This is a genomic window from Bartonella bacilliformis Ver097 (assembly GCF_000709795.1).
Classification (GTDB): domain Bacteria; phylum Pseudomonadota; class Alphaproteobacteria; order Rhizobiales; family Rhizobiaceae; genus Bartonella; species Bartonella bacilliformis_A.
Window position 1 is genome coordinate 46,810 of sequence record NZ_KL503804.1, and the last position, 13,831, is coordinate 60,640.

General features: G+C 37.1%; 9 protein-coding genes. 6 read left to right on the plus strand and 3 right to left on the minus strand.

Going from position 1 to position 13,831, the window contains the following annotated elements; translation table 11 throughout:
- Positions 1 to 114: 114 nt before the first annotated feature.
- Positions 115 to 3,018, minus strand: a complete 2,904-nt coding sequence (uvrA, locus tag H710_RS03990) for an excinuclease ABC subunit UvrA (RefSeq protein WP_041849551.1) — start codon at positions 3,016 to 3,018, stop codon at positions 115 to 117.
- A 221-nt stretch (positions 3,019 to 3,239) separates the two neighbouring features.
- Here uvrA and ssb point away from each other — a divergent pair, with 221 nt between their 5' ends.
- The 6 genes from ssb (at position 3,240) to tgt (ending at position 10,082) form a co-directional block, all read left to right on the plus strand.
- Positions 3,240 to 3,764 (plus strand): single-stranded DNA-binding protein, encoded by a 525-nt coding sequence (gene ssb / locus H710_RS03995; RefSeq protein ID WP_041849552.1) that lies wholly within the window; start codon positions 3,240 to 3,242, stop codon positions 3,762 to 3,764.
- 445 nt (positions 3,765 to 4,209) lie between these two features.
- Positions 4,210 to 7,011 carry a DNA gyrase subunit A gene (gene gyrA / locus H710_RS04000; protein WP_041849553.1) on the plus strand — a complete coding sequence of 934 codons (2,802 nt, stop codon included), beginning with the start codon at positions 4,210 to 4,212 and terminating at the stop codon, positions 7,009 to 7,011.
- A gap of 17 nt (positions 7,012 to 7,028) precedes the next feature.
- A complete protein-coding gene (gene coaD / locus H710_RS04005) occupies positions 7,029 to 7,523 on the plus strand; it encodes a pantetheine-phosphate adenylyltransferase (RefSeq protein WP_041849679.1) in 495 nt (164 codons plus the stop codon).
- Positions 7,524 to 7,537: 14 nt separating this feature from the next.
- Positions 7,538 to 8,113 carry a peptidylprolyl isomerase gene (locus H710_RS04010; RefSeq protein ID WP_041849554.1) on the plus strand — a complete coding sequence of 192 codons (576 nt, stop codon included), beginning with the start codon at positions 7,538 to 7,540 and terminating at the stop codon, positions 8,111 to 8,113.
- Positions 8,114 to 8,128: 15 nt separating this feature from the next.
- A complete protein-coding gene (locus H710_RS04015; protein WP_041849555.1) occupies positions 8,129 to 8,641 on the plus strand; it encodes a peptidylprolyl isomerase in 513 nt (170 codons plus the stop codon).
- A 307-nt stretch (positions 8,642 to 8,948) separates the two neighbouring features.
- Positions 8,949 to 10,082 carry a tRNA guanosine(34) transglycosylase Tgt gene (tgt, locus tag H710_RS04020; protein WP_041849680.1) on the plus strand — a complete coding sequence of 378 codons (1,134 nt, stop codon included), beginning with the start codon at positions 8,949 to 8,951 and terminating at the stop codon, positions 10,080 to 10,082.
- A gap of 790 nt (positions 10,083 to 10,872) precedes the next feature.
- Here tgt and H710_RS04025 read toward each other — a convergent pair.
- Together H710_RS04025 and H710_RS04030 are read right to left on the minus strand one after the other, a co-directional pair.
- On the minus strand, positions 10,873 to 12,309 hold the full coding sequence (locus tag H710_RS04025; RefSeq protein WP_041849556.1) for an MFS transporter: 1,437 nt from the start codon (positions 12,307 to 12,309) through the stop codon (positions 10,873 to 10,875).
- A gap of 117 nt (positions 12,310 to 12,426) precedes the next feature.
- Entirely contained in the window at positions 12,427 to 13,641 is a 1,215-nt protein-coding gene (locus H710_RS04030) for an NADP-dependent isocitrate dehydrogenase (protein ID WP_041849557.1), read from the minus strand.
- Positions 13,642 to 13,831: the final 190 nt, after the last annotated feature.

Sequence of the window (13,831 nt, forward strand, 5' to 3'; positions counted from 1 at the left end):
CAAAATTAAGTGCTACTTAATAGAGTTACAAGGCAATAAAATTTTATAAGAATAAAAATTATAAGAATGATTTCACGATTTTTTTTATTGTAGATTTAATTATTTTCTCGCTTTTTAAAAGTCGTTCCTGTGCAAAGGACGGCGCAGTAAAATTTCTTTGAGAAATTTTCCAGTATAGGAAGCAGGAACATTAATAATGTTTTCAGGGCGGCCAGCTGCAACAATTTTACCACCACCATCTCCGCCTTCTGGCCCTAAATCAATAATCCAATCGGCTGTTTTAATGACTTCAAGATTGTGTTCAATAACCGCAACTGTGTTGTTTTGATCGACGAGTTCATGCAAAACTTCAAGAAGTTTAGAAATGTCGTGGAAATGTAGTCCAGTTGTTGGCTCATCTAAAATGTAAAGCGTGCGACCTGTTGTTTTGCGTGAAAGTTCTTTAGCAAGTTTTACGCGTTGAGCTTCTCCACCAGAAAGCGTTGTGGCTTGCTGTCCGACTTTGATGTAGCCAAGGCCTGTTCGTACAAGGGTTTCCATTTTATGGTGGATTGCAGGAACAGCTTGGAAAAATTCTTCTGCTTTTTCGACAGTCATATCAAGGATATCTGCAATGGATTTTCCTTTAAATTTTATTTCCAGTGTTTCTCGATTATAGCGCTTTCCTTGACATACATCGCAAGTAACATAGACATCAGGTAAAAAGTGCATTTCAATTTTGATAACACCGTCTCCTTGGCATGCTTCACAACGCCCTCCTTTCACATTGAATGAAAAGCGTCCTGCTTTGTACCCTCTGACTTTTGATTCTGGAAGTTCAGCAAACCAATCGCGGATTGGTGTAAAAGCGCCAGTATAGGTTGCTGGATTGGAGCGTGGAGTGCGCCCAATGGGTGATTGGTTAATATTGATAACCTTATCAATAAGCTCTAATCCTTCAATTTTATCATAGCTTGCTGGGTTGTGATGGCTTTTCATGATGTGGCGTGATGCAGCTTTAAAGAGGGTTTCAATAAGGAATGTTGATTTTCCTCCACCTGAAACACCTGTTATGCAAACAAAGGTTCCAAGAGGAATATCGACATTAATATTTTTAAGATTATTTCCTTGAGCACCAATCACTTTCAGCATATTTGATTGTGATATTTTACGGTGCTGGGGAGGAGTGGTAATTGCCATTGTCCCTGAGAGATACTGTCCTGTGAGTGAAGAGGGGCTACTCATAATTTCCTGTGGTGTGCCTTGAGCTATGATTTTTCCACCATGAATACCTGCGGCAGGACCAATATCAACAACATGATCTGCGGTGAGGATAGCATCTTCATCGTGTTCAACAACAATAACCGTATTGCCGAGATCACGTAAATGGTGCAACATTTCTAGAAGGCGTTCATTATCACGTTGATGTAAGCCGATAGAGGGCTCATCTAAAACATAAAGAACTCCTGTTAGGCCAGAACCAATCTGTGATGCTAATCGAATGCGTTGACTTTCTCCTCCTGAAAGTGTTCCTGAATTGCGAGATAAGGTGAGATATTCAAGTCCTACGTGATTTAAAAATGTCAAGCGATTACGAATTTCTTTTAAAATACGTGCTGCGATATTACGTTGTTTTTCGTTGAGATATTGGTCAATCTTAGAGAACCAATCATTTGCTTTTAAAATAGAAAATTCTGATATTTGTCCAATATGCATTCCATGGATTTTGACAGCAAGGGCTTCAGATTTTAAACGATAACCATGACATGTTGGGCAGAGAGAAGAGGACATGTAACGTTCAATTTCTTCACGTGACCAAATTGAATCAGCTTGTTTCCATTGCCGTTCCATATTTGGGATGATACCTTCAAAGCATTGAGTGGTGTCATAAAAGCGCTCACCATTCTTATCAGTAAAGGAAATTTCTTTTGTTTTTGTACCATATAAAATAGCTTCTCGTGCTTCATCTGAAAGTGTGCACCATTTATTGGTGAGTTTAAATTCATAGACATTTCCTAATGCTTCTAAAATTTGGGTATAATAAAGTGAAGAGGATTTTGACCAAGGGGCAATGGCTCCAGCTTTTAAAGTAAGATTTTCATTGGGAACAATTCTTTTGGGGTCGATTGCTTTTTGAGTTCCAAGTCCATCGCAAGTAGGACAAGCACCAAAAGGATTATTAAATGAAAAAAGGCGTGGTTCAATTTCAGGAATTGAGAAACCGGATATAGGGCAAGCAAACTTTTCTGAAAAAATAAGTCGTTTGTGGGTTTCATTTTTTGATTTATAGGCAGATTCTTTTGTCGTCAAAGGTTGATCTGCTATTTCAGCAATCGCAAGTCCATTGGCCAGCTGTAGGCATGTTTCTATACTATCTGTTAAGCGAGAGGCAATGTCATTGTGTATAACAATGCGATCTACCACGATATCTATGTCATGTTTATATTTTTTATTAAGAGGGGGAGTATCATGGATTTCATAAAATTGACCATCAATTTTGGCTCGTTGAAACCCCTTTTTTAGAAGTTCTGTTAGCTCTTTTTTGTATTCACCTTTTCTCCCTTGCACTAAAGGTGCCATAATAAAAATGCGTGTCCCTTCTGGTAAGGCCATAATTTGATCAACCATTTGGCTAACTGTCTGGCTTTCAATGGGAAGGCCTGTAACAGGTGAGTGGGGAATACCGATACGAGCAAAAAGGAGGCGCATATAATCATAAATTTCAGTTATAGTACCAACTGTTGAACGGGGATTGCGGCTGGTAGTTTTTTGCTCAATTGAGATAGCAGGAGAAAGGCCGTCTATTCGATCCACATTTGGTTTTTGCATCATTTCCAGGAATTGACGTGCGTAAGCAGAGAGGCTTTCGACATAACGGCGTTGACCTTCGGCATAAATTGTATCAAAAGCTAAGGATGATTTACCTGAGCCAGAAGGTCCTGTTATGACGATCAATTTGTCGCGGGGAAGGTCAAGATCAACGTTTTTAAGGTTGTGTTCACATGCACCGCGAATAGAAATATATTTTTGATGAGGCATGAATTTATCCTTCGCATATGTGACAAAAATTTTTATTAAGTGTGGATAAAGTTATTTTTTTGAAATTACAATCTATTCAGCCACTCTAACATGGAAAGAGGAGATAGGTGTTACGAAAAGAGGGGAAAAAGAGAATCTTTTTACTTTAATATAGCTTAGTAAGTTACAAATTGTTGTTATTTTTTGTTATAATGGGATAGTTTAATTTCGGAGTGTATGCAATGGCTGGAAGTCTTAATAAAGTTATTTTGATTGGTAATCTTGGTGCAGATCCTGAGATTCGCCGTTTGAATTCTGGTGATCAAGTAGCAAATTTACGTATTGCTACCTCAGAAAATTGGCGTGATCGGAATACGAATGAGCGTAAAGAGCGTACTGAGTGGCACATTGTTGTTATTTTTAATGAAAATCTTATCAAAGTTGCGGAGCAATATTTAAAAAAAGGCAGCAAAATTTATATTGAAGGTCAATTACAAACACGTAAATGGCAAGATCAAAATGGCAATGACCGTTTTACAACAGAGATCGTTCTACAGAAATATCGTGGTGAATTACAAATGCTTGACAGTCGTGGAGCAGATAGTGGAGAGAAAATACAAGATGCAAGTCAGTTAGGTAAGGGTTATAGTAATGCCGATTCCTTCGATAACAGTAATTCAAATAAGCAAGGCATTTTTGGCCAAAATAATAATAATCAATTAGGAAAAAGTTTTTCACACCAATTAGATGATGATGTGCCTTTTTGATGATCTATAGCAGATTCTGTAATGATTACTTTCATCTTAGAAAAGAAAAGTGGAGTTTTTAGTTTGGATACTAAAAGTAATAGAGGTAATTTTAAAATTGCATAGTTAAACAATAAGGTGAAGTGTACATAAAGGTTTAATAAGACTCGAGTATACTTAAAGTATGGTGTATGAGATACACTTTTCTTATTTAGAAAGAGGGAGAAATTATTTTCCTGAAAGTCTTTATGAATTTTCATTCAGATTATTACTTAAATAGCACTGCAAAAGATAATTAGTGCGCTTTTACGATTGTTTATTTCATACATAATTTTGATACAAAGGAATGCAATGTTGCAAATTTTTGTTAAATTCCTCCTTAATTGTCGAGAGGAAAATTAGTATTTTAAGGTATTTTTCGATATAAAATATCAATGGTGATTCCTTTTTTGAAAGTATTGGAACTGTGACCGATCTTACTCGACTACCAGAACATGATGTGTCGACCGGTATTGAACCAGTCAGTATCATTGAAGAAATGCAGCGCTCTTATCTTGATTATGCGATGAGCGTAATTGTGTCGCGTGCACTGCCTGATGTCCGTGATGGACTTAAGCCTGTCCATCGGCGTATTCTTCATGCGATGAATGAAATGGGACTTTTGTTTAATAAGCCTTATCGTAAGTCAGCGGGTGTTGTTGGTGAAGTGATGGGAAAGTTTCATCCTCATGGTGATGCTTCAATTTATGATGCTTTGGTGCGTATGGCACAGGATTTTTCTTTACGAAATCCTCTGATTGATGGACAGGGAAACTTTGGCTCTGTTGATGGTGATCCACCTGCAGCGATGCGTTACACGGAATGTCGTTTAGAAAAAGTTGCAGAAGAACTTTTAGCTGATATTGATAAAGATACTGTTGATTTTCAAGATAATTATGATGGGCGTGAGCGTGAACCTATAGTTTTACCTGCACGTTTTCCTAACCTGTTAGTAAATGGATCGGGTGGTATTGCTGTAGGTATGGCAACCAATATTCCTCCACATAATCTGGGTGAGGTTATTGATGGATGTATCGCTTTGATCGATAATCCTAACATAACTATAGATGATATGTTGGCAATTATCCCGGGGCCTGATTTTCCTACAGGTGGTATTATTCTTGGCCATTTTGGTGTTCGTTCCGCTTATGAAACAGGGCGTGGTTCAATTATTATGCGTGCTAAGGTTGAGATCGAGGAAATTCGCAATCAGCGGCAGGCAATTATCGTAAGCGAAATACCTTATCAAGTTAATAAAGCAACAATGGTTGAGAAGATAGCCGAATTGGTGCGTGATAAACGTATCGAAGGAATCTCTGATTTGCGTGATGAATCTGATCGTGATGGGTATCGGGTTGTCATTGAATTGAAGAGAGAAGCTGTTGCAGATGTTGTTTTGAATCAACTTTATCGTTATACACCGTTACAAGCCTCCTTTGGTTGCAATATGGTTGCATTGAATGGAGGAAAGCCTGAACAAATGACGTTGCTTGATATGCTTCGTGCATTTGTTTCCTTCCGCGAAGAAGTGGTAAGCCGGCGTACAAAATATCTTTTGCGTAAAGCACGTGAGCGTGCGCATGTTTTAGTTGGTCTTGCTATCGCTGTTGCTAATATTGATGAGATTATAGAATTAATTCGCAAAGCTCATGATCCACAGACAGCGCGTACACAGTTAATGGAACGGTGTTGGCTGGCTTCTGATGTAGCACCTTTGATTAAGCTTATAGATGATCCTCGTCATATTATTCATGAGGATAATACGTACAATTTGTCTGAGGAACAAGCACGTGCTATTTTAGAATTGCGTTTGCAAAGATTAACAGCACTTGGTCGTAATGAAATTGCTGATGAACTCAACGCAATTGGAGAAGATATTGCTGACTATCTTAGTATTTTAGCATCACGCTCACGGATCATGAACATTGTTAAAAGTGAACTCAGCGCTTTGCATAAGACATTTGCAACACCACGGCGTACTGTATTTGGTTTTGGTAGTGCCGAGATGGACTGCGAAGATCTAATCGTGCCAGAAGATATGGTGGTGACAGTGAGCCATAGTGGCTATATTAAACGTGTGCCTCTAAATACATACCGTGCACAGCGTCGTGGTGGTAAGGGGCGTTCTGGTATGGCAACAAAGGATGAGGATTTTGTTACTCGCTTATTCGTGGCCAATACACATACACCGGTTCTTTTCTTCTCATCACGTGGGATTGTTTATAAAGAGAAGGTTTGGCGTTTACCTGTTGGTACGCCGCAATCACGTGGCAGAGCTTTAATTAATATGTTGCCTTTGCAACAAGGTGAGCGCATTACAACAATTATGCCATTGCCAGAGGATGAAGAAAGTTGGGGTAAACTAGATATTATGTTTGCAACAACGCGTGGGACTGTACGCCGTAATAAATTATCAGACTTTATTCAAGTTAATCGCAATGGTAAAATAGCAATGAAACTTGATGAAGAGAGAGATGAGATCCTTTCTGTAGAGACCTGTACAGAACGTGATGATGTTGTTCTTATTACAGCAAACGGGCAGTGTATTCGTTTTCCAGTTACTGATATTCGTGTATTTTCTGGTCGTAATTCGATGGGGGTACGTGGTATCAATATGCTTGAGGGTGATAAGGTCATTTCAATGACTATTTTAGAGCATGTTGAAGCAACATCAGTCGAGCGTTCTGCTTATATTAAACGTGCAATCAGTGAGCGTCGTGTTGCAGGTTCAGATGATGAAGATATTTTAATTGTTGATGAAGATGGAGAGGAAATTGAGGTTGAATTAACAGATGAACGTTATGCAGAACTTAGTGCTCATGAGCAAATGCTTTTAACAGTTAGTGAATTTGGTTATGGAAAACGTTCTTCTTCTTATGATTTCCGTATTTCAGGACGCGGTGGAAAAGGAATACGCGCAACTGATCCATCAAAGGCGGCTGAAATTGGTAAGTTAGTAGCAGCCTTTCCGGTAGAAGAACGAGATCAAATTATGTTAGTTTCGGATGGAGGACAGCTTATTCGTGTTCCCGTCAATTGTATTCGTATAGCGGGTCGTTCAACTAAAGGAGTCACAATCTTTAATACAGCAAAAGGTGAAAAAGTTGTATCGGTTGAGCGTATTTCTGAATCTGAAAATGATACTAATCAGTTAGATGTTGATCAATTAGATATTGAAAGTGAGGAACATTCTGGCGCAGTTAGCATGAGTGAAGAAAAAAAACTCTGAAAATGTCAGAATTAGCTATGACAATTGCTTTTTATGCAGGCTCCTTTGATCCTATTACAAACGGTCATCTTGATGTTTTGCGAGGCAGTTTACTGCTGGCTAATAAAGTTGTTGTAGCTATAGGTGTGCAGGCTCAAAAACAGTCTCTCTTTAGTTTTGAAGAGCGTGTTGATTTAATCACGCAAGTGGGAAGGGATTTATTGAATATAGGTCCTGATCGATTACAGGTTATTTCATTTGATAATCTTTTGATTGATAAAGCACGTGAAATTGGTGCGTCATTTCTTGTTCGTGGGTTGCGTGATGGTACAGATCTTGATTATGAAATGCAAATGGCAGGAATGAATGGGATGATGGCTCCTGAGTTGCAGACTGTGTTTTTGCCAGCGAGTATTTCTGGTCGTGTGATAACTTCTACATTGGTCCGTCAAGTTGCTGCTATGGGAGGAGATGTTACACATTTTGTCCCTCAAAATGTTGCACAAGCTTTGCGCTTAAAGTTTAAATTTTAAAAAGGAGAAAGAGTGTGTATTCTAGATTTTTTTATATTTTGATGTGCATTCTTTGCCTTTTTTCATTTAGTGTAGCAGCAGATGATCATAATATCCTTGTTTTATCTCTGAAAAATGGTGATGTAATCATACGCCTTCGTTCTGACCTGGCACCAAAGCATGTTATTCAAATCAAAAAGTTAGCAAAAGAAGGGGCATATGATTATGTCGTGTTTCACCGCGTTATTCCTGGTTTTATGGCTCAAACTGGCGATGTAAAATTTGGGAAAAAGGGTAGTGCTGATTTTGATCTTAAACGCGTTGGAATGGGTGGTTCAAGTTATCCTGATCTTCCGGCAGAGTTTTCAAAGCAGCCATTTAAGCGTGGTACCGTTGGTATGGCGCGTTCACAAGATCCTAATTCGGCAAATTCTCAATTTTTTATTTGTTTTGCTGATGCTGCTTTTTTAAATGGCCAATATACTATTGTTGGAGAAGTTATAGAAGGCATGGATGTTGTCGATAGAATTAAAAAAGGCACTATAGCCAATAATGGATCTGTAGCAGATCCTGATGTCATTAAGTCTGTTCATTTGCAAGCTAGTAAATAAGTGAAAGGGGATCCCGTGGTTGATATTAAAGATCCGGAAAATATCTTAATTCTTGAAACAACAAAAGGAAAAGTTATTATTGAATTATTCATCGATTTAGCACCTAGTCATGTTGCACGTATCAAAGAGCTGGTGAATGAAGGAGCCTATGATAATGTTGTTTTCCATCGTGTTATCGATGGTTTTATGGCACAAACTGGTGATGTGCAGTTTGGAAAAAAGGATAGTGAAACATTCGATTTATCACGTGCAGGTATAGGAGGATCAAATAAGCCTAATTTAACTGCGGAGTTTTCAAATATTGCTCATAAACGTGGTACAGTTTCTATGGCACGCAGCCAGAATCCAAATTCTGGTAATTCACAGTTTTTCATTTGTTTTGTAGATGCTCCTTGGCTTGATCGTCAATATTCTGTGTGGGGACAGGTTATTGAAGGTATAGAGAATGTTGATAAGATTAAGCGTGGTGAGCCTGCTATGGATCCTGATTTTATTATCAAGGCTACAATTTCTGAAAATGCAAAATGATCAAGAACGTTGCATATAGCTATTATTATGATTTATTGTGAATTTTATTAGATTTTGAGTGGGCTATTTTTTACTATGCAATTAATTTTTAACTTTTTTCATTTGCAGTAAATAGCTTTACTGAAGTTGTTTATTTGCTATAGCAATTTATATTTTCTTCATCTCATTGTATTTTTACGTCGTCTCAGTGTTGAGATGATTAAAAATCATTATAATGTTTGTAACTTTTATGATCATTCAATTAGAAAGAGTTATCGCTCACAGAAATACAGGCGATAGAATATATTAAATTGCAAAAGCAAGAATGATGATAAAGACATTTAACTATAAAAAAATTGCTCAAGATGGGTGTGCACGCCGGGGCGAGATTATAACAGGCCGAGGGTGTATTCGTACACCTGCATTCATGCCAGTTGGAACAGCAGCAACTGTTAAGGCTATGTATATGGATCAGCTACGTGATCTTGGTACGGATATCATTTTGGGTAATACGTATCATTTGATGTTGCGTCCAGGAGCTGAACGTGTTGCGCGTTTGGGCGGCTTACATGAATTTGCACATTGGCCTGAGCCTATTTTAACGGATTCAGGTGGTTTTCAGGTTATGTCGCTTGCAGGAATTTGTAAAGTTACAGAGCAAGGTGTAATTTTTCGCTCTTATCTTAATGGAGCTCAATATGAGATGAGTCCAGAGCGTTCTATTGAAATCCAAGGGCTACTTGATTCTGATATTCAAATGCAGCTTGATCAATGTATTGCATTGCCTGCGAAGGAAAGAGAAATAGAAGCGGCTATGGAACTTTCATTACGTTGGGCACAGCGTTGTAAAACAGCGTTTGGTCATCAACCTGAGAAAGCTATGTTTGGTATTGTTCAGGGTGGGGATAATATGAAATTACGTGAACGCTCTGTTTTAGCATTGAAAGAAATGGATTTGAAAGGCTATGCTATTGGAGGGCTCGCAGTTGGAGAACCCCAGGATGTTATGATAACTGTATTAGATGCTACTTGTCCGCTTTTGCCAGAGGATAAGCCACGTTATCTCATGGGGGTCGGGACGCCGGATGATATTTTAAAAAGTGTTGCTCGAGGTATTGATATGTTTGATTGTGTGATGCCAACCCGTGCAGGGCGTCATGGTTTAGCTTTTACTCGTTTTGGCAGGATCAATTTACGTAATGCTCGTTATGCAGAAGATTTGCGTCCTCTGGATCCACAATCACCATGTCCTGCTGCACGTGATTATAGCTGTGCTTATTTGCATCATTTAATAAAATCTGGTGAATCTCTTGGTGGTATGTTGTTAACTTGGAATAATCTTTCTTATTATCAACAACTTATGCAGGGTATTCGTGATGCTATTGAAGCAGGATGTTATGCAGACTTTTGTGCTGAAACAACTTCTGCATGGATGCAAGGTGATAAGATATTGACAAATTAGTGTCTGATTTTTTGAGTATTGCTCATATGATTGAATTCATTGTTTTGTAGAAAAGATTTTTTTGTTTTTTTTAACACTATAAACTGCTGGAGTATTTCTCTTAAAAAAGATAAAACTGCGCATCCATTTCTAGAATAGCGCAGTTTTATTGATAAATGTTTTCTCTGTGATATATAGAATATCTAGCAGAGACAACTGTTCTCCGGTACGCAATACATGATCCGGAAAAAACTATTTAGGTCAATAATGTTAATTACAGGTTAGTGATTTCTTAAATAAGTATAAAAATTGCATTTTTTATCAAATTTTGTAAGAATTAATCATAGAAATTTAGATAAGAGGACCATACCAACTGTATGTAATACATAGAAAAAAAATAGCTCGATATAGTATGATGATATCTATTTTAACTTTGTAAAACGTAAAAAATTATTCTAGAGGTTTTCATAATATAGCAACGTGTTTTGATATCATTACAAAATGAATATTTTATTATTCATTTTGTAATGATTATTGTAGCATTTCCTTTATAAGGAGTTTCTGGTTTTATATAAATTATTATCAGTAGAAAAAATTTTATGATTTTTCTAATTAGCTGGTTTAAAAAATCTAAATTATTGATGCACTTGAATTTTTATTGGTAAATTCTGCAGAGCTTATAAGGTGGAGCTTGTTAAATTTCTCCAGACAGTGATGGAGACATATCATAAGTTATTCTGAGTAATTTTTATCGTTCAGTGAATTGACTTTTATTCTTGAGTATTGATAGAAATGATGATGCACACATTTCTCATTTAAGAGGTCCATTTTGTCCGGTTGGATTTTTAAATATTCTGTACGAAACGCGTAATGCAAATGGAATACCAAGAAAGAATAAAATACCGATAAATGTTGTAAAAAGAGCTTTTGCTGCAGAAATCATTCCCTCTATTCCTCCAGGATTAAATAAACCAGCGAGCTTAGTAATTACTCCTGCTAATGCTGCGCTTAACGCTATTGGGAATAATTGTACTGACGTGAGGGATTCACTTGCACGCAGAGCATCTTCATCGCTAGCACACTGTAATATTCGTGTTAATAGATGTGGCCATGCTATGCCGTTGCTAATTCCGATAGCAAATAATGCTAAGCCAATAATGGAAATATACTCAAAAATAGTTACTTCTGTTGGAATAAGCCATAAAAGTACTCCTATATTTAAAAGTGTTAATATAGGAGAATACACTATGATGCGGCAAATTTTTTTTGTTGATGCACTAGCAGTTAATAAAGAACCACATGTCCAACCCAGGCTGATTAATGCAGTCATATAACCTGTAGTTAGTGGATCTTTACCATGAAGTTCTTGAAGAAAAAGTGGTAGATAAAGTTCCATACCGTAAGCTACTGTGCTCATGATGAGTATCAGCGAATAAATAGGAAAAAATTCAGATGAAAAAGAGAAGGCTTTATGTGGCAGCATAGGATGAGGAGTTGATGATTCAAGTTTTGCTAAAACGAAAAAAAGGCCAATTCCAATCGTTAAACTACAGGCTGTTGCAATTGTTGTATCGATAACACTACCAATAGAGATAATAAGAATTAATAAGGTGAGGGTAAGGAGTTGAACAAGAGGAAAAGGGAGTGTTGGAATATGAGTTTTATTTTCTTTTGGCAAAAACTTATATGCTACAAGTGAGAAAATTATTGCTAAAACCCCAACAATCCAGAAAGATGCTCTCCATAAGTTATATTGTGCAAAAATACCACCGATGGCTGGTCCTAGCAATGTTGATATACCCCACATTCCAGAGATAATGCTTAATGCGTATGACCATAAATGCGAACTAAAAATAATGCGCACCACGGAATAGGATAAGGATAATAAAAAACCACCACCAAAACCTTGGATAAGACGTCCTATTAAAAATAATGGCATATTGCCAGCAATGCTGCAGACAAAGGTGCCCGTTGCAAAGATGAGCGCAGAAATAGCATAGATTTTATGAAGCTCCATTTTTCTTAGCATTTTTGTTACAAGTGAAGCTCCAATCAGTGAAGCTATAACAAAAATAGCTGATGCCCAAGAATAATATTGTTCACCACCAATATCATCGACAATGGAAGGCAAAATAGTAATAACGATGTAAACATTGACGGCGTGCAAAATAACTCCACCCGAAAGGGTTAGAGAGTAAAGACCGTTTTTACCAGATAAGAGTTCAGACCAGCTTTGTTTTTTAACCATTTACATATTAAAAATAATCGTTTTTCTTCAAGTTAAATATAATTCGGTTTTTTAATTTTTCTAGGAAGGGTTCAAAGCTCTCCTCTCGTAAAATTTTGAGGTTTTCAATAATGTCTTTCAATGAGCCATTGCTTTTTTAAGATTTTGGTCAACCTTATCAAGGAAACCCACCGTGGAGAGCCATGATTGTTTAGGACCAATCAAAATTGCAAGATCCTTTGTCATGAAACCTTCTTCAACGGTATTAATGCAGACCATTTCCAATATAGCAGCAAAGTTTTTTAATTTCTCGTTGTTATCAAGTTTAGCGCGATGCGCTAGTCCGCGTGTCCATGCAAAAATAGAAGCGATAGAATTTGTTGATGTTTCTTCATTCTTTTGATGCTGACGGTAATGACGCGTAACTGTACCATGTGCAGCTTCTGCTTCAACAACTTTTCCGTCTGGAGTCATGAGAACAGAGGTCATGAGACCAAGTGAACCAAAACCTTGAGCAACGATATCTGATTGAACATCACCGTCATAGTTTTTACATGCCCAAACATAACCCCCTGACCATTTGAGTGCAGAAGCAACCATGTCATCAATTAGACGGTGTTCGTAATTTAGTTTACGATTTTCAAATTCATCTTTAAATTCCATATCAAATATTTCTTGAAAAATATCTTTAAAATGGCCATCATAAGCTTTCAGAATAGTATTTTTTGTCGAAAGATAAACAGGAACATTTCGTTGTAGAGCATAATTGAAAGATGCACGTGCAAAATTACGGATTGACTCATCAAGGTTATACATAGCCATGGAGACACCTGCGCTCGGGGCATCAAAGACATCATGCTCAATAACTTGACCATCATCGCCAACAAATTTGATGCTTAATTTTCCTTTGCCAGGGAATTTAAAATCAGTTGCTTTATACTGATCACCAAAAGCATGACGTCCAATAATAATTGGTTTTGTCCAATTGGGAACAAGACGTGGAACATTTTTGCAGATAATCGGTTCACGAAAAATGACTCCTCCCAAAATATTGCGGATTGTGCCATTGGGTGATTTCCACATTTTTTTCAAGTTAAATTCTTTAACACGTAATTCATCAGGAGTGATAGTCGCACATTTTATGCCAACTCCATATTGTTTGATAGCATGAGCGGAATCAATTGTTACTTGATCGTTAGTGCCATCTCGATTGGTAATGGAGAGGTCATAATATTTAAGATCAATATCTAGATAGGGATGGATCAATTTGTCTTTAATATATTTCCAGATAACACGGGTCATTTCATCTCCGTCGATTTCGACAACGGGATTGTCCACTTTGATCTTTTCCATTAAAGGCCTCTTTTTCTTGTCAGCAATAAAAATTACTATAGCATTTTCAATTCTATGATGAAAAGTAAAAATAAGCACAATAGAAAAAATTCAATTTTATAAAGAAATAGAATAATATAACAATAAGCTACTGTGTTATATTTTTGAAAAATATGAAAATATTTATAAATAAAATTGAATTTTTATTATT

What these genes read in the sequence shown, in the direction of transcription:
- coaD (WP_041849679.1), top strand. Translation starts at nt 7,029, where the DNA reads ATGACAATTGCTTTTTATGCAGGCTCCTTTGATCCTATTACAAACGGT.
- tgt (WP_041849680.1), top strand. Translation starts at nt 8,949, where the DNA reads ATGATAAAGACATTTAACTATAAAAAAATTGCTCAAGATGGGTGTGCA.
- uvrA (WP_041849551.1), bottom strand. Translation starts at nt 3,018, where the DNA reads ATGCCTCATCAAAAATATATTTCTATTCGCGGTGCATGTGAACACAAC.
- H710_RS04025 (WP_041849556.1), bottom strand. Translation starts at nt 12,309, where the DNA reads ATGGTTAAAAAACAAAGCTGGTCTGAACTCTTATCTGGTAAAAACGGT.
- ssb (WP_041849552.1), top strand. Translation starts at nt 3,240, where the DNA reads ATGGCTGGAAGTCTTAATAAAGTTATTTTGATTGGTAATCTTGGTGCA.
- H710_RS04030 (WP_041849557.1), bottom strand. Translation starts at nt 13,641, where the DNA reads ATGGAAAAGATCAAAGTGGACAATCCCGTTGTCGAAATCGACGGAGAT.